The sequence below is a fragment of the Kitasatospora sp. NPDC004745 genome (assembly GCF_042873275.1).
GTDB lineage: Bacteria > Actinomycetota > Actinomycetes > Streptomycetales > Streptomycetaceae > Kitasatospora.
The window spans coordinates 56,147-72,734 of record NZ_JBIALK010000015.1; the positions used below are offsets into that span (position 1 = coordinate 56,147).

The 16,588-nt window shown below is 72.2% G+C and carries 13 protein-coding genes and 1 pseudogene; 7 read left to right on the top strand and 7 right to left on the bottom strand.

Translation table 11 applies throughout. The features are described from left to right. Nucleotides 1-521: 521 nt before the first annotated feature. Entirely contained in the window at nt 522-899 is a 378-nt protein-coding gene (locus ACFYUY_RS23485; protein ID WP_387903231.1) for a nuclear transport factor 2 family protein, read from the top strand. 320 nt (nt 900-1,219) lie between these two features. Beyond that, the gene (locus tag ACFYUY_RS23490) at nt 1,220-2,686 is read left to right on the top strand and encodes an alpha/beta hydrolase (RefSeq protein WP_387903234.1); all 1,467 of its coding nucleotides are present in this window, start codon (nt 1,220-1,222) and stop codon (nt 2,684-2,686) included. 151 nt (nt 2,687-2,837) lie between these two features. On the opposite strand, the gene ACFYUY_RS23495 is transcribed toward ACFYUY_RS23490, so the two are convergent. The 3 genes from ACFYUY_RS23495 to ACFYUY_RS23505 all read right to left on the bottom strand — a co-directional run bounded on the left by ACFYUY_RS23495 (nt 2,838) and on the right by ACFYUY_RS23505 (nt 5,601). After that, entirely contained in the window at nt 2,838-4,169 is a 1,332-nt protein-coding gene (locus ACFYUY_RS23495) for an RNA polymerase sigma factor (protein ID WP_387903237.1), read from the bottom strand. Further along, nucleotides 4,142-4,561, bottom strand: coding sequence for a YciI family protein (locus ACFYUY_RS23500; protein WP_360213449.1), 420 nt, complete (start codon nt 4,559-4,561; stop codon nt 4,142-4,144). The genes ACFYUY_RS23495 and ACFYUY_RS23500 overlap by 28 nt, the downstream gene beginning before the upstream one ends. 161 nt (nt 4,562-4,722) lie before the next feature. Then, nucleotides 4,723-5,601, bottom strand: a complete 879-nt coding sequence (locus ACFYUY_RS23505) for a helix-turn-helix transcriptional regulator (protein WP_387903240.1) — start codon at nt 5,599-5,601, stop codon at nt 4,723-4,725. A gap of 102 nt (nt 5,602-5,703) precedes the next feature. Here ACFYUY_RS23505 and ACFYUY_RS23510 point away from each other — a divergent pair, with 102 nt between their 5' ends. Next, nucleotides 5,704-6,399, top strand: coding sequence for an SDR family NAD(P)-dependent oxidoreductase (locus tag ACFYUY_RS23510; RefSeq protein WP_360213453.1), 696 nt, complete (start codon nt 5,704-5,706; stop codon nt 6,397-6,399). A 150-nt stretch (nt 6,400-6,549) separates the two neighbouring features. On the opposite strand, the gene ACFYUY_RS23515 is transcribed toward ACFYUY_RS23510, so the two are convergent. Continuing rightward, nucleotides 6,550-7,119, bottom strand: coding sequence for a ricin-type beta-trefoil lectin domain protein (locus ACFYUY_RS23515; RefSeq protein WP_387903243.1), 570 nt, complete (start codon nt 7,117-7,119; stop codon nt 6,550-6,552). Nucleotides 7,120-7,370: 251 nt separating this feature from the next. Between ACFYUY_RS23515 and ACFYUY_RS23520 the strand changes: the two are divergent. Both ACFYUY_RS23520 and ACFYUY_RS23525 read left to right on the top strand, forming a co-directional pair. Beyond that, a pseudogene (locus ACFYUY_RS23520) lies at nt 7,371-7,547 on the top strand (helix-turn-helix domain-containing protein); the annotation flags it as partial. Between the two features lie 330 nt (nt 7,548-7,877). Beyond that, the gene (locus ACFYUY_RS23525) at nt 7,878-8,312 is read left to right on the top strand and encodes a hypothetical protein (protein WP_387903507.1); all 435 of its coding nucleotides are present in this window, start codon (nt 7,878-7,880) and stop codon (nt 8,310-8,312) included. Between the two features lie 286 nt (nt 8,313-8,598). Here the strand turns inward: ACFYUY_RS23525 and ACFYUY_RS23530 are convergent, their stop codons facing one another. Further along, nucleotides 8,599-9,969: an erythromycin esterase family protein gene (locus ACFYUY_RS23530; RefSeq protein WP_387903246.1), complete on the bottom strand. Its 1,371-nt coding sequence runs from the start codon at nt 9,967-9,969 to the stop codon at nt 8,599-8,601. Between the two features lie 738 nt (nt 9,970-10,707). On the opposite strand from ACFYUY_RS23530, the gene ACFYUY_RS23535 reads away from it, so the two are divergent. Then, nucleotides 10,708-11,358: a DUF6215 domain-containing protein gene (locus ACFYUY_RS23535; RefSeq protein WP_387903248.1), complete on the top strand. Its 651-nt coding sequence runs from the start codon at nt 10,708-10,710 to the stop codon at nt 11,356-11,358. A 587-nt stretch (nt 11,359-11,945) separates the two neighbouring features. Here the strand turns inward: ACFYUY_RS23535 and ACFYUY_RS23540 are convergent. Together ACFYUY_RS23540 and ACFYUY_RS23545 are read right to left on the bottom strand one after the other, a co-directional pair. After that, entirely contained in the window at nt 11,946-12,941 is a 996-nt protein-coding gene (locus tag ACFYUY_RS23540; protein WP_387903251.1) for a hypothetical protein, read from the bottom strand. Between the two features lie 844 nt (nt 12,942-13,785). Then, on the bottom strand, nt 13,786-14,085 hold the full coding sequence (locus tag ACFYUY_RS23545) for a hypothetical protein (RefSeq protein WP_387903253.1): 300 nt from the start codon (nt 14,083-14,085) through the stop codon (nt 13,786-13,788). 310 nt (nt 14,086-14,395) lie between these two features. On the opposite strand from ACFYUY_RS23545, the gene ACFYUY_RS23550 reads away from it, so the two are divergent. Then, nucleotides 14,396-15,589 carry a barstar family protein gene (locus ACFYUY_RS23550; RefSeq protein ID WP_387903254.1) on the top strand — a complete coding sequence of 398 codons (1,194 nt, stop codon included), beginning with the start codon at nt 14,396-14,398 and terminating at the stop codon, nt 15,587-15,589. The last annotated feature ends 999 nt before the right edge of the window (nt 15,590-16,588 follow it).

Genomic DNA, 16,588 nt, shown 5'->3' on the forward strand with positions numbered 1-16,588 from the left:
CGAACTGATCTGATTCTTCGTCAAATTACCTTGTGCGGTGAAATATGAAGGGTGGAGGGCGAACCTTCAGGCCAGTGGGTGACCGTCCGTACGCCGTGGTCTCGCTGACCGGCTCGATCCCGCGGTTTGGCAGCGGCCTCGAATCCTTCGCGGGTGCTGCCTGGGGCGTCCGTTGTCGCGGTCCACAGCGGGCCGGGGGCACTCAGTCCCCCGCCGGTGTCCAGTCCCCCGCCGGTGTCCAGTGCCCCGCGAGGTGGGCGGTGGTGCGATGGGCGGTGGTGGTGAGGGGGGCGGCTGCCGCGAGGCCGCTTCGTCCGGTCCTCGCGCGGTTGGTGCCGGGGGCGGGCCTCGGCGGCGGGCAGCTGTGCGCGTGGAACTGCCCGGAGATCGACGTCTGGTCAGATCCGCAACGCGGCGCCGCCGTTGCCCCCACGGCGGCACCGCGTCGCGCCCGTGGTCCAGCGTGACCGGAAAGCGGCCCGCGGGACGGGCGCACGCGCAACGGCTGGTATGACTGAGGCATGCAGGAAGAGACGGCACGATCCGCGATCGACACGTTCATCTCCGCGTTCAACGCCTCGAACGACGACTATGTGACGGCCCTGCTCTCCCAGGCCCTGACCTCGGACGTGGTCTTCTGGGGGCCGTTGGGTCGCAGCGAAGGGATCGCGGCGGTCGAGCGGTTCGTGCTGGACATCCGGCGCCACCCGGCGGGGACCGGCACGATGGCACGCTGCTCGGCGGTGGACATGCCGGACGAGTGGGCCCGGTACCGGTGGGTCTTCACCACGCCGGACGGAGGCCCCCGCCTGGCGGGAACGGACGTCGTCCATCTCCGGCGCAGCCTCATCGACCAGATCATCGTCTTCGCGGGCGAGCTCGAGCCCTCGACCTCCTGAGTCGTCCCCCGGCCGCCGTCCCCCACGGGACGGCGGCCGCGACACCCCACCACCACGGGCCTGGCCGACTGCACACCTCCATCCAGAGGAACTGTCACCGGGCACGTCACGCGAACTGCCGCATGAGGGTAGGGCTCGACAAGGGCTCAGGCGCGGGCAGCGCGCGGGCACAACGGTCGGAGGGCATCAGCATGGGGTCCGTCTTCGCCACACGGCAGCCAACGCAGCGCATCACCGTGGCGTTCACCGCCCTGGCGCTCTGGGCCGGGTGTCCTGGCATCACGGCTGCCGCCCCGGCCCCGGCCCAGCAAGTCCCGCCGGTGGTATGGGAAGACTGCCCACAGGACGCCCTCACGGGCCTGCCGAAGGACGTCGACCCCGCTCTGATGCGCTGCGCGACCTACGCCGTCCCGCTGGACCACGCTCACCCCGAAGGCGACACGGTGCCATTGGCCCTGATGAAGCGCAGCGCCAGCGATCCGGGGAAGCGGATCGGTTCGATCCTCACGAACTTCGGCGGTCCGGGCGCCGCCGGCTGGGGCGCTCCCGTCGTCGCGGAGTTCTTCCTCTCCCCCGCCGTCCTGGAGCGCTTCGACATGGTGGCGTTCGACCCGCGCGGGGTCGGCCGCAGCATGCCGCTGCGCTGCTACACCTCCCAGCAGCAGTTCGACGCGGTCGACGCCAAGCTGATGCGCGACCCGGTCACCCCGCAGCAGCTCACGGACGAGGCCGACGCCCTGCGCACCCAGGGCGAGCTGTGCCGCGACAACGCCGGGCCGCTGCTCTCCCACATGTCCACGGCCGTCGTGGCGCGGGACCTGGACCTGCTGCGCCAGGCGGTCGGCGACGAGAAGCTGACCTACTTCGGAGTCTCCTACGGGACGTTCCTCGGCGACACCTACGCGAACATGTTCCCGGACAGGGTCCGCGCGATCGTCAACACCGGCAACGCCGACCCCGCCCTGCGCTCCTCGGACGGAACGCGCTACGAGCACGACCGCGCGCTCAACTACGAGGAGGTGCTGGGCGCGGTGCTCCAGCGCTGCAAGGACGCCGGCTCGTCGGCCTGCCCCTTCGGGGACGGGGATCCCCGGGGCAAGTTCGACGCGATCCGCGACTACCTGCGCAGCCACGCCGATTCGGCCGTCACGACCGCCGACGGCCTGAGCGTGACGCTCAACTCCTTCGTCAACGACCTCTACGCGAGCCTGCCCGACGCCGGCAGCTACGGCGCGCTCGCCAAGCGCTGGCAGTCCCTCTACGACGCCCTACCCGCCGGCGGCGGTGCCGGCCCCGCCCGCCCGCGCACCGCTGACACCCCGTTCACCGGCAACAACGCCAACCCCGCGGTCAACTGCAGCGACATGCCCTATCCCCGCGACGTGGAGCGTCTCCCCGACCTGGCCTCGCAGTGGGAGCAGGAGGCCCCGACCTTCGGCCGCCCCCAGGTCTTCAACGGCCTCAACCAGTGTTCCACCTGGCCCTACACACCCGGCGAGGGCGACGACGTCTTCCGCGGTCCCTGGGACCGTTACACCGGCGCCGCACCGATCCTGCTGGTCAACGCCCTCCACGACCCCGCCACCCCGTACTCCTACGCGCAGGCCGCGGTCCGCGAACTCGGTCCCGCCGCCCGCCTGCTCACTGTCGACGCCTTCGGACACGGCTCCGTCTCCCCTGCGGAGAGCGCCTGCGTCACCGGCCACATCACCACCTACCTCCTCAGCACCACCCCGCCCGACGACGGCACCACCTGCACCGACCTGCGCCAGCCCTTCACCCCCTGAAACGAAGTCGCCCGGTCCGTGGCCATGCGTGGCCGTCCTGAGCGCCTCGCCTGACGCCGGCTGAGTTGACCCCAGGGCGGCCGCCGCGGCGTCGGTCGCCCGGCTGACCGGCCGGTGCGCGAGCGGGGCGGCTGCACGGCTCGGACGGGCGTCAGTGCAGGGCGGCCGCCTTGCGCAGCAGCACCGCCCGCTCGCGGGCGTTGCGGCACAGACGGGCGGCGAGTTCCAGTTCGGCCCGGGCCTCGGAGGTGCGGCCGAGGCGGACCAGCAGCTCGCCGCGCACGCTCGGGAGCAGGTGCGAGCCTGCCAGACGGCCGGAGGCGAGCAGGTCGTCGACCAGGGACAGTGCCTCGTCCGGTCCGCTCGCCATCGCGACGGCCACGGCCCGGTTGAGCTCGACGACGGGTGACGGGGCCACGCGGCCGAGCGCCTCGTACAGGAGGACGATGCGTTCCCAGTCGGTCTCCTGCACCGAGGGCGCCGTCGCGTGGCACGCGGCGATGGCCGCCTGCAGACCGTACGGTCCGAGGCCCCGCCCCAGGGTGGAGGCCCGGCCGAGCACGGCCAGGCCGCGACGGATGGCGGAGCGGTCCCACCGGCGGCGGTCCTGGTCCTCCAGCAGTACCGCCTCGCCGTCGGGCCCGGTGCGCGCCGGGAAGCGCGCGGCGGTGAGCTCGAACAGCGCGAGCTGGCCGTGCACCTCCGGCTCGCCCGGCAGCAGGGCGGCGAGCGTCCGGGCCAACCGCACGGCCTCGTACGCGAGGTCCGGGCGCAGCAGGTGGTCTCCGGCGGTCGCCGTGGAGCCTTCGGTGAAGATCACGTACAGGACGCTGAGGACCGCGCCGAGGCGTGCCGGTCGTTCCTCGGGCGGCGGGAGTTCGAACGGCACGTGGGCGGCGGCGATCGTCTTCTTCGCGCGGGTGATCCTGGCCTGGACGGTCGGGGTGGGCAGGAGGAACGCGCGGGCGATCTCCTCGCTGGACAGGCCGCCCACCACGCGGAGCGTGAGGGCCACCCGGGCCTCGGGCGAGAGCACCGGGTGGCAGGCGGTGAACATGAGGGCGAGGACGTCGTCGTCGACGCGGTCGGGGTCCCAGGGCGGGTCGTCCGGCCGGCCGGGTGCGGTCTGCGCGCCGGAGCTGAACTCGCCCTCGGCCAGTGGCCCTGCGAGCAGGGCGTACCGTTCCTCGAGTGCCGATCCGCGGCGGAAGGCGTCGATGGCCCGCCGCCGGGCGGTCGCGAGGAGCCAGCCCACCGGGCTGGCCGGCGCACCGTTTGCCGACCAGGAGACGAGTGCCTCGGCCAGCGCCTCCTGGGCGACGTCCTCGGCGAGCGCGAAGTCCCCGGTGTAGCGGGCCAGGGCGGCGACGATCCGCGCGGACTCGATCCGCCAGACGGCCTCGACGGCCCGCCGAGCCGACTCGGGGCTCGGCGGGCCGTCGGGGGCCGGGGTCGTCACAGCTGGCCGGTCCGCTCGCGCCACGCCCGCTCCTTGACGATCCACTCGTTGTCCTGCGGGAACTCGTCGATGCCCGGGACGCGGCGCACCTCGCACTTGGAGCCGGCGACGGCCGGGAGGCGCTTGGCCCACTCGACCGCTTCCTCCTTCGAGGCGACGTCGATCAGGTAGAAGCCGCCGAAGAGCTCCTTGGTCTCGCCGTACGGGCCGTCGGTGACGACGGGGGTCTCGCCGCTGTAGTCGACGACCACGCCCTGGGAGGGGTCGTCGAGTCCTTCCGCGGCGACGAGGACCCCCGCCCGGATCAGCTCCTCGTTGAAGCGGCCGACCGTCTCCAGCATCTCCTCGAACGGCGTGGTCATCATCTTCGCGACGGACTCGTCCGTGCCCCGCATGATCAGCATGTACTTCGCCATCGTCCATCTCCTTGGTCAGGGGTCGTCTCCTCGACCCTCTCAGTCCTAGGTCGAACGGCGCGGCCGCCGATCGACGCGGCGGAGGGAAATCTTTTCAGGCCGCACCGGGTGGGGGCCGGGCGGCTCGCCTACCGCTCGGCTTCGTCCGATCGGTCCGGTTGTCACGGTGCCGAGATCAGTCCGGGCCCCGGAGGCGGGGAGCCGCCGACGCGAACGCCGCTCGTGACCCGCAGGAACTCCAGCTTCTCCGCGTCGGCGGAACCCGCGGCCACGGTGTAGACGACGAGACGGACGTCGCTGCCCGGGACGGTGAGCACGTCGCAGTCGCACGTCACGTCGCCGACCTGCGGGTGCACGACGGTCTTGCGGGCCGAGATGTGCCGACCGACCGCGCCCTCGTCCCACAGGCGGGCGAACTCCGTACTGGTGGAACGCAGTTCCTCCACGAGGTCGACCAGTCCGCGGCTGTGGGGATACGTGACCAGGGCCGCACGCAGATCGGCGACGAGGGCGGAGCGCAGGGTGTCGCCGTCCTGCTGCACGGGCCAGGCGGCGAGCCTTCCGGGCCCCGACGCGAAGACCGCCCGCACCAGGTTCCGCTCGGTGTGCGTCCGTCCGCTGGGGTCGCCCAACAGCGCCGCCCATGCGGGAGTCCAGGACAGCAGGGTCCAGTCGGCGCTGAACACCCCCACGGGGAACTCCCCGAGGCGGGCCAGCATCCGCTGGACCCCCGCCGGGACGTGCGTGGAGATCGTCCCCTCGTGCGGGGGCAGGAGGCCGGCCAGCCGGTAGGCGTGATCGCGCTCCTCGGGTTCCAACTGCAGGGCCCTGGCCAGGCTTGCGACGACCTGCGCCGAAGGGTTCGTGGCGCGCCCCTGTTCCAGGCGCACCACGTAGTCGACCGAGAGCCCGGCGAGCTCGGCCAGCTCCTCGCGCCGCAGCCCCGCCGCGCGCCGTCCGGGCCGCGCGGTCCGCCCGATGTCCACGGGAGAAAGGCGGTCGCGCCAGCGGCGCAGTGCCGTGCCAAGTGTCTCGTCCACCCGGCCATTGTGTCCGCCGGCCGGCCCCTGTGCCTGGTACCGGCAGTCCTACTGTCGCGGAGGGCACTGGCTCTCCTCCCGCCGTCGGCCGAGAGTGGACGCATGACGACCACATTCATCACAGGTGCCAACAAGTCCCTCGGGTACGAGACCGCCCGCCGACTGGTCGAAGCGGGCCACACCGTCATCGTCGGTGCGCGCGATCCCCGGCGCGGCCGGGCGGCCGCCGACGCGCTCGGTGCCCGGTTCGTGCAGATCGACGTGACCGACGACGCCTCCGTGGCCGCGGCCGTCGCCGACGTCAGGGCTCACGAGGGAAGCATCGACGTCCTGATCAACAACGCGGGAATCCTCGGCACCTCCAACGCCGCCGACCAGATCACGGCCGCGGACGCCAGCGCGGTGTTCGAGGTCAATGTCGTGGGGATCGTCCGCGTCACCCACGCGTTCCTGCCCCTCCTGCGGATGTCCGCGAACCCGGTCATCGTCAACGTGTCGAGCGGCATGGGCTCCTTCGCGGCCACCCACGACACCGAACGTGTCGAGGGCCGGTTCGTCGCGCCGCTCTATACGGCGTCGAAGGCCGCGGTGACCATGCTGACCACGCAGTACGCGAAGTCCTGGCCGGACGTGAAGGTGAACGCGGCCGATCCCGGCTACACGGCGACCGACTTCAACGGCCACAGCGGCCCGCAGACGGTGACCGAGGGGACCGACGCGATCGTCGAACTCGCCACCCTCGGAACGGACGGACCGACCGGGACCTTCCGTGACCGGCACGGCGCGATGGCCTGGTGAAGCCCTCGGACAGTCCCGGGAACACGGCCGGTCCGGCCCGCCTCCCCGACGGTGGCGCCCGCGTGGCGGTGGTCGGCGCGGGCGTCACCGAAGGCGGGGCGCCCTGTGGCGGGCGTCCCGGCCCCGCGGTCGCGACGCCCCGTGCGTCGTTCAGATGTTGGGGAAGACCGGGCGGTCGCTGTCGGAGTGGTGCCAGTCGAATTCCTGGGTGATGCCCGCGCTCGCGTTGCGTCCCAGGGTCCACAGGCCGTAGGAGGAGCGCGGGCCGGGGTTGCCGACGTAGGTCAGGCAGGCGCCGCCGGCGTTGCACACGCTGCGGTCGGTGTTGAACGTCCAGCGCTGGTTCGCGTCGTTCGCGTTGCAGCCCACCGCCTGGGCGCCCGGGTTGTCGGACGGGCTGTCCGGGAAGTGGCCCCACAGACACCGGCCGTCGTTGGTGCTGTGGATCAGGCCGTCCGGGGAGACGAACCAGAACTGGTTCCAGGAACCGTCGCACGGGCGCAGCAGGACCGGGCGGCCGTCCCCGTTGACCTGCCGGTACTCGTCCATGCAGTAGTAGGTGCCGTCGGGGCCCCCGCTGGCCGGTCGGGCGAGCGCCGCGAGGAAGCCGTAGGCGTAGGGCTGCGGGTTCATCGGGTCGGCCTGTGCGGTGGCGGGCAGGGCGAGGGCCCCGGCCAGGGCGAGCAGAACGGTGGACAGGGCGGTGAGTGTTCGTCGCATCGGCGTGTTCCTTGACCTTCCGGTGGGTGATGGCCGCAGCGGGCGCCCGGCCCGGCTGCGCGCCACCCACAGTGAAGGACTGCTTCGCCGCCGGTCAGCACCGGTCGGGTCCGGACAATCAATCCCGGAGAACGCCGCCGCCGCAGGCACCCGGTGCGTCAGAGTACGGACAAACAATCCCGTGGCTCTGACCAGAGGGAGGAACGGAAGTGGGCCGCAAACAACGTGCGTTGGACCCGTCGGCCGGACCGGTGGCCGGGTTCGCCGCCCAGTTGCGCGAGTTGCGACAGTCGGCCGGGAACCCCACCTTCGCCACGATGAGCCGGCGGGTTCACCGTTCCGTGTCGGTGCTCTCGGAGGCGGCCGGCGGGGTGGAGCTGCCCACCTGGCTGACGGTCGAGGCGTTCGTGCGGGCCTGTGGGCAGAGTGAGCCGGCCTTGTGGCGGGAGCGGTGGGAGCGGGTCCAGGAGGAGGTTGCGCGGGACGCGCCCGTGTCCGCGCCGTCCTCGGTACCGTCCGGGGGCGGGGCCGTGGCGCGGGTGGACGGGCCGGTCGGGCCTGCTGTCCCGACCGGCCCGGTACCGGGGACGGGTGGGCGCCGGCGGTGGGTTCCGGCCCGTTTCCGGGCGCTCGCCGCGCTGGCCGCGGGTCTGACGGCCGGTTGGGCGGTCGGCTGGTCCGCCGGCTGGTCGGCCGGCCAGGATGCGGCTACGGCACCCGGCCCCGCCGCTGCGGCCGCCGCGGACACGCCGGCCCCGATGCCCTCCGTCGTGGTCGTGCCCCCGCCCTCCCCGCTGCCCTGGCCGTCCGCCGGTTCCGGATGCGAGGTCCGCACCCACTGGGTGTACCAGTTCACGCAGTCCTACCGGGGGCAGGTGTACGCCCTGCTGTCGACGCCCACCGGCCGGAGCGCCGACGTGGCCACCACCGTCACCTGGGGTGTTTGGGCCTGGCACCACGACGTGACCGTCACCCCGGGCGTGCCGGCTCAGGGCCTCGGCGGCACGCTCCTGTTGTTCGACAAGCTCGACACCAACGTGCGCAACCCCCTGGTGGAGGTCGACACCGCCGTCCCGACCTGTGCCGCTTTCGGGACCGCGGGCGGCACCTCCGTCGCGCCGCTGGCCGTCGTCGACGCCGACCAGGGGTGGGTCGGCGTCACCGCCTCGCCGGCACCGGTCGACGACCGGTAGGCGCGGTTGGGGCGGCAGGCGGCGGGGGCAGCAGGCCAGGAGTTCCTCTCGGCGCGGGCGGTCCGGGCCCCCGACGAAGTCGGGCAGAGCACAGACCTCGCTGTCGAGGAGATCGCCCGCCCCGTCGGGTGCGGGAGCGCGGCCGTCCTACGAGAGCAGTCCGTGCGGCGCCGCGCGGTGCCGCCCCGCTCCGGGATCCGTTCGGAGCGGGGCCGGTGTCGGTTCCTCGCGAAGGCGGATGCCCCTCCCCCGCCCCGTGTCCGGGCCGGGAGGGGAGGGGGCGGGGTCAGAACTTGCGGGCCTGGGTGACCTGGTTGAGGTGGATGAGGATGTCGTAGGCCTGGCCGATCGCGAGGCGCGGCATCGGGTCGCTGACGTAGATCGAGCCCGCGTCGTAGCTGGGGCGGCTGACGGCCAGCCAGTCGCGGGCCGCCCGGGGCGCGGTGCGCAGGTCGACGTAGTAGTCCCGGTGGCGGACCTGGTCGAGGGTGTACTCGTTCATGTCCGGCGTGGCCGCCGGGACGGTGACGGTCTTCCAGTCGTCGGTCAGGACGGCGCCGTTGGTGAGGAAGGAGCCGCTGTCGAAGGTGAAGCCGATGGCCACGTAGTCGCGGCCGTAGGTGTCGCGCAGGTGGGAGCCCTGCGGCTTGGGGTACAGGAAGGTGTCGGTGGCCAGGTAGCCGACGTGCCCGTTGTGGGCCGACAGCAGGACCTTTCCGCCGGTGCGGCGCTGCCACCAGGCGGTGTTGTCCGCCATCGCGCGGTCGCGCAGCTGTTCCGAGGCGGCCACCGAGGCCGGGTCGGTGATGTCCAGGGTGGTGAAGGCGAAGGTCTGGGCGATGTTCCGGGCGTGCTGCACGGCCCAGGCGTGGGCGTCGTCGTCGGGGGCGCCGGCGCCGCTGGCGATGACGAGGTCGAGCGCCTGCTGGGCCTTGGCGGCGTCGTCGCGGCGCTCGGCGGCCGGCTTGCGCAGGTAGGCGAAGGTGTCGTCGAACGGCCGCAGGTCCTTGTAGAGCCCTTCGAGCTGCGGGAGGAGGTCGGGGCGGGCGCCGCGCACGTAGGACGTGACCCGTTCGAACATCCGGTCGCCGAGCCTGGGGAGGCCGAGGTCGTCGCCGACGAAGTGGACCGGGTTCCGCGGGTGGCTCCGGTTGTGGGCGCGCATCCAGGCGATCAGGTCGGCGAACTCCTCGCGGTCCCACGGACTGCCGCCCAGGGCCTCCTTGACGATCTGCCGCGCGTCGCCCGGACCGCCCTGGACGTACTCGTCGATCTGCAGGCCGCTGCTCCAGCTCGTCTCCAGGGCGAAGGTGGTGAAGCCCTTCTCCTCGACGAGGTAGCGGAACAGCCGCTGCTTCATCGCGAAGAACTCGTGCGAGCCGTGGGTGGCCTCGCCGAGGCCGACGACCTCGGCGTCGCCGATCATCGAGCCCATGGCGCGCAGGTCGGCGTTGCCGCCGCCGGGTTCGGTCGTCCGCAGCGGCCGGGCGACGCTCTCCAACGCGCCCACCACGGCGGAGCGTTGCACCGTCGGCGTGCCGGTGCCGCTGGAACCCGGGGACACCGGCGCGGCGACCGCCGCCACCGGGACGAGCACCGCCGCGGCGACCACCGCCGCCAGGAGTCCACGCCGTGCGATCCTCTTGTCGTCTGCCATCGTCTCGACCACCTCAACTCGACGGGACGCCGATGACCTCGGCGTTCGATGAGTTGATCTTCGTGTGGGCAGGGCCCGCCGCGCACTGGGGAGCACCGCCGTCATCACCGGGGGTAATCCCCCGCCCGGCACCCGCCGGGGTGCGACGGGATGCTGCGGGGTGCGGCAGGCCCGTGGCGGGGTGCGGCAGGCCCGTGGCGGGGTGCGGCAGGCCCGTGGCGGTCGCGGCGTGAGAGCGCGGTGCGCCGGGAGACACCAACGCCCACCAGGCTGGACGTACCCAATCCGGACATATATGGCGATAGACATTGCTCGACTCGGCTATTGCAGTTCGGTCACGTTTCACTCGCCGCAGGCCCTTTGACAGGTGCTCCGCTCAGCCAATACGTGCTCGGGCGCTTGGTGCGCGAATCTCTGCTCCCAGGAGCCTCCGACCAGGGCGTGGGTAGCGGGTACCGGCCTCGGGGACGCGGCCACGTGGTCAGTCCCTCACCGCTAGGTGGACGCTGTCCACCCGCACCACGATCCGACGGCCGACCGCCCGCGCCGGCGTCCGGCACGGCGAACTCACCCTCATCGAGGCGGATCCCGACGAAGCTGGTTCATTCGCCGCCCGAGACTTGCCGCGGAACCTCTGGCGCCCGCTCCAGCCCGGGCCCAGCCGAGGAAACCCGCAGGCAGCGGGCCGTACACGACCGCTACGATCATGGTCGAGTTTCGTATGGAGAGGGTTCAGGGGTGGAAGCCGAGGTCGTCGTCGAGCAGGACGGTGAGAAGAGCGCCGAGCAGGTCAAGGACCGGACGGGCATCAAGGTGGGGGCCGTGGCGGCACTGGTCGCCGTGGTCATGACCGGGCTGTGGGGGGCGGGCGTGTTCGAGCCGGAGCGGGGGCCGAAGGCCTGCGGCCGCCCCGGGCCCACGGACCCGCCGAAGTATCTGGACCTGTGCGCCGCGCTCAACCGCCCTGACCTGCCGGCCCTGCTCGGCACACCGGGCGACCACGTATCGAGCGCAGGACCCGGCTTCTTCTCGGACGGGGTCGCGGTGGCGGAGGTACGCCTGGAGCGCAGCGTCGTCGCCGTCACGGACAGCCAGTCGTCGGTCTGGACGATGACCGGCAGCCAGCAGTTCCACACCGAACGGGCCACCGTTCTCGGCCACCCCGCGGTCACCTACTCGAACCACGCGATGGTGATCATCGGAAAGCACGACCAGCCGGGCCCGGTCACACGCAACCTGATCGTCGCCACCGACCCCAAGGACCCCGGCGGCCCGGCCTACCAGTTCGCCGTCTTCCGACAGGACAACCACACGCCGGAGGACGCCGACCTGCGCCGAGTCGCCGAAGCGGTGCTGCCGACCCTCCCCGGCTGGAATCCCGCCCAGTAAGGCCGGCTCGGGAGCGGACGAACCGGTTCGGGCAACACCGCCAGGTCGACGCCCAGCCCGTCGAGCGGCCCCCGGCCTGGTCGAGGGCGGCCGGGTCCCGGCGATGGCGCCTCCTGGAGGATCAGGTTGTGCAGGCGTTCCTGCCCGCATGGCCGGGACGGCGCCCCCTCGGCCAGCGCCCGGCACTTGCGGCACGAGGCCAGAGCCCGCGGCTGGAAGTGGTGCAGGAAGAGCTCCAGGTACCGACCGCGGATCCCGCACAGGGTACGGCCGCTGCCCTTGGCGTGCTCGACGCCGGGCACGCCTTCGACCTCGACCGCGGGGAACTCAGCCGGCACGCGCGCGGTCGCGAACGACCACGTCCCGCCCAGGGCGTCGGAACCGGGAGTGTCGATCACGCCAGGCAGCATGCCACTGCGGGAACCCACCAGCCTGGGCCGGCCGCCGGAGCTGAGCTCGTGTCCGTCACACAAGCGCTCGTCGGCGACGTGGCGTCCGGCCTGACCCGAGACGGCCCGCCTCGCCCCCAACCACGACTCCGAACCGTCGGACGAGCGGCGGGGCCCGATGCTCACGGCGAGCGGCCGTTACTGCATGACTTCCCGGCATGGGTGCTCGAAGGAGAGCGGGCAGTAGTAGAGCTGCATGTTGTAGCTCCGCCCGATCTGGATGCCGATGTCACCGTTCGCGTCTCGGTCCTCGACGGGGTCCCAGCCACTGCCGTCCAGAACGCCGGAATCGATCGTCAGCAGCGGCATCATGACGGATTCGCAAGCGGTGCACCGAATCACCGACGGATCGCGGAAGCTCCACGGCCCCCAGCCGCCGACCTTCCACCCAGGGGCGACCGACAGCTCGTACTGGTAGTAGGCACGGAACTCCTCGGCGTACAGGTACCTCGGATCGGTGCCGGTGAACTCCCGCTCGCACCAGTCCCCGATGCGCTGTGCCAAAGCCCTCTCCAACTCGAAGGGGGACGGGTACTCCGTCACCACCTCGGGGTGCAGGACGCACGGCTCGGGCACGTAATCGCCGTGATGCGACACGTCAGCGGGCAGCGGAGGGTCGGTCAGCAGCGCCGCGACCCCCGCGGAGGAGCGCCACACCACCCTGGCCTCAGGCATCCACGACGGTTCGTGGTTCAGCGGGCACCACAGCACCTGCAGCAGGTCCTGACCCTCGGGGCACGGCAGCGCGGGGATGTCGCGCGCGTAGAGCTGGGCCACCGGCAGCAAGGCGTTCGGCGTCCGGGTCCACGGATGCCCCTCGTACGTCGCGTCCAACGCCGCCCGCTCCCGGTCGTCGGGATGGGACCCGGCCCAGCCCTTCTTGTAGAGCTCCCGGCGTAGCCGGACGTCGGCCAGCGACACCGGCAGGTCGCCCTCGCTCTCCTCCGGGTGCGCGCCCACGCAAACCGGCCACGGCTCACCGGCCGGCCACAGCAACGGGCCGCCGACCGAGCTGTCGTGGACGGTCGGCTCTCCCAGGCGCGGGTGCAGGCGCACCGTCTGGCGCGCCAACGACACCAGCTCAGGGAAGACCGCAGCGATATCCACCCGACGCGGCGGAGTGACACGAACCATCAAGGCATCTCTTTCGAACGGGGACCGGCCCACGGACCCTAGCCGCCACCACCGTCAAAGCAGCCACTCGAAAGCGCATGGCTACGAGCCGTGGGGCGGGTGCGCGGGGTTCAGGTAGGGGGTGACGCCGGAGTAGGACATGCCAAGCGCCGCGGTCAGCAGTTCGATGTCGAGTTGGTCGGCGAGGGCCGGCAGACGCGTGGAGCGCAGGACCCGCGGCAGCAGGCCGACAGGGGTGAGGCTGGCGCGGATATGGGCGGCGTCGGCGGGGGCGCGGGTGGTGGTGGTGAGGCGGGTGGTGAGTATGTGGGGGTTGGCCGATCCGGTGCGGGCGCGGTAGTCCAGGCATCGCTGCAGGGCGTTCCAGGTCGCGGTGTCGAGCGGGGTGGATACCAGGCGGCCGGGGAAGCGCAGCGTACGGCGGGCGGTGTCCAGGGCGTCGTCGGTCAGGTGGCGCAGTCACGCTGCGCCGCGGCCGAAGCCGCGTCCTGCGGGCGTTGATCCCCAGCCAGTCCACCGGCGACTTCCCCACGGCGTCGCCCTGACCGGCGTCGGCGTCCATCATCTCGCCCTCGCCGGCGTCCGACACGACGGTGTGGTCCTTCTCCCCCGCCCGCTCGGTGCGCAGCTCGGTGATCCGGCCCACCACGCGGGCGTCGTGGGCGGCCAGGGCCCGCAGGACCCGCCAGATGGTGCGGAACGAGGACGCCTCGATCTCCTCCTCGGCCTCGGCCTTGACCGCCTCCCCCGCTTCGGTGACCTTGGCCGGGTCGGCGGTGGTTGTGTCGTCGCCGACCTCGGGGGTGGGCAGGTAGACGGGGATGATGACCCAGGAGGCCTTGCCCTACCGATAGGACTGGCGCAGCGTCCGGCCGACGGCCTGGACGACGTCGATGACCGAGCACTTCGGATCCGAAAAGACGATCGAATCCACGGCCTCGACGTCGATGTCCTCGTTCAGGAGCCGGCTGTTGCAGACGGTGCAGCACTCCTCGCCCTCCTCTCCGGGCCGCTCGCCGGTGGTGGCCGAGAAGGTGGCGATGGCGGCCCGGCGGTCCTTGAGCCTGTCGCTGCCGACCACCGCGAGAGCGGTCACCCGCTCCGGCCGGTCCGTAGCAGGCAGCAGCTCGGCGGCGGCGTTCATGGTGGCGGCGAGGTTCCAGCGGAGCTCGGTGGAGACCCATTCGGAGGCGTAGCGGCAGTGGACGGGCCCGTTGAGCGGGGGGAGCCGGTCGGCGGGGTCCTTGTCGTCCTTGGCTCGGTTGGACTTGGCGGTGACGGCGAGGATGAGGGGTGATCCCTGGTCGTTGGCGTAGGCCTCGCAGCGTTCGGGGGTCCAGTCGTAGCCGCCGACTGGCGGGGAGCGTCATTCCAAGCACGCGATATTCGGAGGGCGTCGGCGTCACTGAACCGTAGGGTGAGTGCGCCAAGGCAGCCTGGTAGCAGGGAGAAGCGTGCGGTCCGAGGAACATGCGGGGTGGGAGCAGGACTTCCCGGTCCGGTATCTCCTGGTGCGGGAGGACATCCACGGCCGGGAGGAGGACGTGCTGTGGGGGCGGTGCGCGGAGGTCGAGGGCCTGTTCATGGACCCGCCTCCGCTGCCGCGAGAGGTCCTGACGCTGCGCGGCTGCCCGCGCGAGAGCCTGCTGGTCCAGGCCGTGACGGACAGCACCGAACCGGTACGGCTGCTGCGGGACGGAATGCTCTCGATCGAGCCTGTGGACCCCTCGAACGACAGGCCGGCCCGTTTCTGGGACCTGGAGGACACGGCTGTCCTGGCCCGGTGGCCCACGCCGGGCGATCCCGGACGCGTGGACATCGTCGTGGGCACCGGCGTCAGGGAGGACGACTTCTGGGGCGGCAAACGGCTGCCTTCGAGCCCGCGGTTCGACCTGTGGTTCCCCTCGATCCAGGGGGACATCCCATCGGGCAGCTGCCGTTCCGTTGACGGCCTGTTCACCCCGCGCCCGAAGCGACCCACCCAGCCCGTGCACCTGATCGGCTGCGAACCCGCCGCACCGCTTCTGGCCCTGCTGCGTCGTCCCCTTCCGCAGAAGGGCGACCCGATCACGCTCTGGCGCCTCGACCGCCACGGTCGGACGATGACCAGGTACCGCCTCGACCTGCACATCGTCGGGGCACGCCCGTCCGTCCTCGGCGGAACCCTGATCGACGTCACCATCGCCGACCCCGGCGACGACCGCCCCGCCCTGGCCGCCCGCGCGGTCTGGGAGATCTGGTCCGACGGTACTCCCACGCGGCCCAACCAGTGGGCGAAGTTCGACGCCAAGGGCCGGTCCGAGTGGCTGAACCTCACCCACGTCGGCCCGTACGGGCCGGGCGGCCTCTCCGGTGGGACCTACCACCTGGACGGACAGCACGTCACCGACAGGAGCGGCTTGCTCCTGGCACTCGGCGAAGCCCTGCTCGGCCCCGGCGCCAACTACGGCAGATGCCTGGACTCGGTGGCGGACCACCTGTGCGGTGGGCCCTCCGTCGTCCCCCCGTTCACCCTCGTCTGGCACCATGCCGACATCGCCCGTCACGCCCTCGCCGGACACGTCCTGCACCACCTCGGCGGCCTGTCCTACTTCGAGGTGACCGTGAACCTCCTGCGCGAGAAGGGCGTCGACGTCGTACTCCGGTGAGGCAGGCGACGGAGAATTCCGGCCCCTCGACCCCGACGACGGCCAACCCGGGCTCGCCGAAGACGCCGCCCACACCGTCACCCTCCTGACCACGGCACTCGACCAGCAGGAGCCGGCCACGTGAACCCCGGCGCCGCAGACACACCGCCGACCCGTACGCGACCTCGCGAAGGACGGACCGGCCCGGTCACCCCATGTCCAGTACCGCGTTCGGCCCTCACGCCTCCATCGCCTCCGCTGTCTCCCAGTGCGCGGGCGGGACGGCAGCAAGCGGCCGACCGGCCGGCCAGCGACAGCGAGCCGGACAGCGACGACGGCGCAGGCACAGGCACAGGCACAGGCAGCCGAGCAGACAACGGCGCCCGGGCAAGGCGACCCAGCGGGAACAACCCAGCCCCGGCCAGCGGGCACCGACCGAGACCGGGCAGGCAGGCAGGCGGCCGGGAAGCCGGGCGCGAACCCTGCCCGGCTGGTCAGGCCGCCGGGGACACGAGAACTCATCGGCACCAGCGGGGCCAGAGCGGACAATCTCACCAGTTCCCTGGGAACATAACTCGCCAACCCTGCCAGGCGGAACTCGCCAGCGCAGGTCAGCGGCTCGCTCCGGCCGAAGAATGAGGGCGGGTCGGGAGCGGTGCCGCAGGATCCAGTCTTCGCGGGCTTGGCCGCTTCGGCAGCCGCAGCCGCCTTGGCGGCCTGCTCCGCCCACTTTTCAGCGGCGATCAGCTGATTGCCGTCCGGGTGGTCGGGCGCCTGGTCGAGAGTGTGTCAGCCAGGCCGCCGAACCGATGCCACACCGCCGCGTAGCAGCGGCAGCGTAGCCGCCGCGACTGGCAGAGCCCGTTGGCAGTCGCAGGTGTTGATCCCCCGCCCTTGGTAGGGCGGTGCGTACCAGGGCCGGGGCAGGCCCACTCGGGTAGATGGGAGGGCCCGTCCGGTGGGCGTCCTGCCAGCGAACGCGTGGGCGGAGGAGTACCTGGCCGCCACCGCCGGCGTCGG

What these genes read in the sequence shown, in the direction of transcription:
- ACFYUY_RS23510 (WP_360213453.1), top strand. Translation starts at nt 5,704, where the DNA reads ATGACGACCACATTCATCACAGGTGCCAACAAGTCCCTCGGGTACGAG.
- ACFYUY_RS23515 (WP_387903243.1), bottom strand. Translation starts at nt 7,119, where the DNA reads ATGCGACGAACACTCACCGCCCTGTCCACCGTTCTGCTCGCCCTGGCC.
- ACFYUY_RS23540 (WP_387903251.1), bottom strand. Translation starts at nt 12,941, where the DNA reads ATGGTTCGTGTCACTCCGCCGCGTCGGGTGGATATCGCTGCGGTCTTC.
- ACFYUY_RS23525 (WP_387903507.1), top strand. Translation starts at nt 7,878, where the DNA reads ATGCCCTCCGTCGTGGTCGTGCCCCCGCCCTCCCCGCTGCCCTGGCCG.
- ACFYUY_RS23545 (WP_387903253.1), bottom strand. Translation starts at nt 14,085, where the DNA reads ATGAACGCCGCCGCCGAGCTGCTGCCTGCTACGGACCGGCCGGAGCGG.
- ACFYUY_RS23530 (WP_387903246.1), bottom strand. Translation starts at nt 9,969, where the DNA reads ATGGCAGACGACAAGAGGATCGCACGGCGTGGACTCCTGGCGGCGGTG.
- ACFYUY_RS23500 (WP_360213449.1), bottom strand. Translation starts at nt 4,561, where the DNA reads ATGGCGAAGTACATGCTGATCATGCGGGGCACGGACGAGTCCGTCGCG.
- ACFYUY_RS23485 (WP_387903231.1), top strand. Translation starts at nt 522, where the DNA reads ATGCAGGAAGAGACGGCACGATCCGCGATCGACACGTTCATCTCCGCG.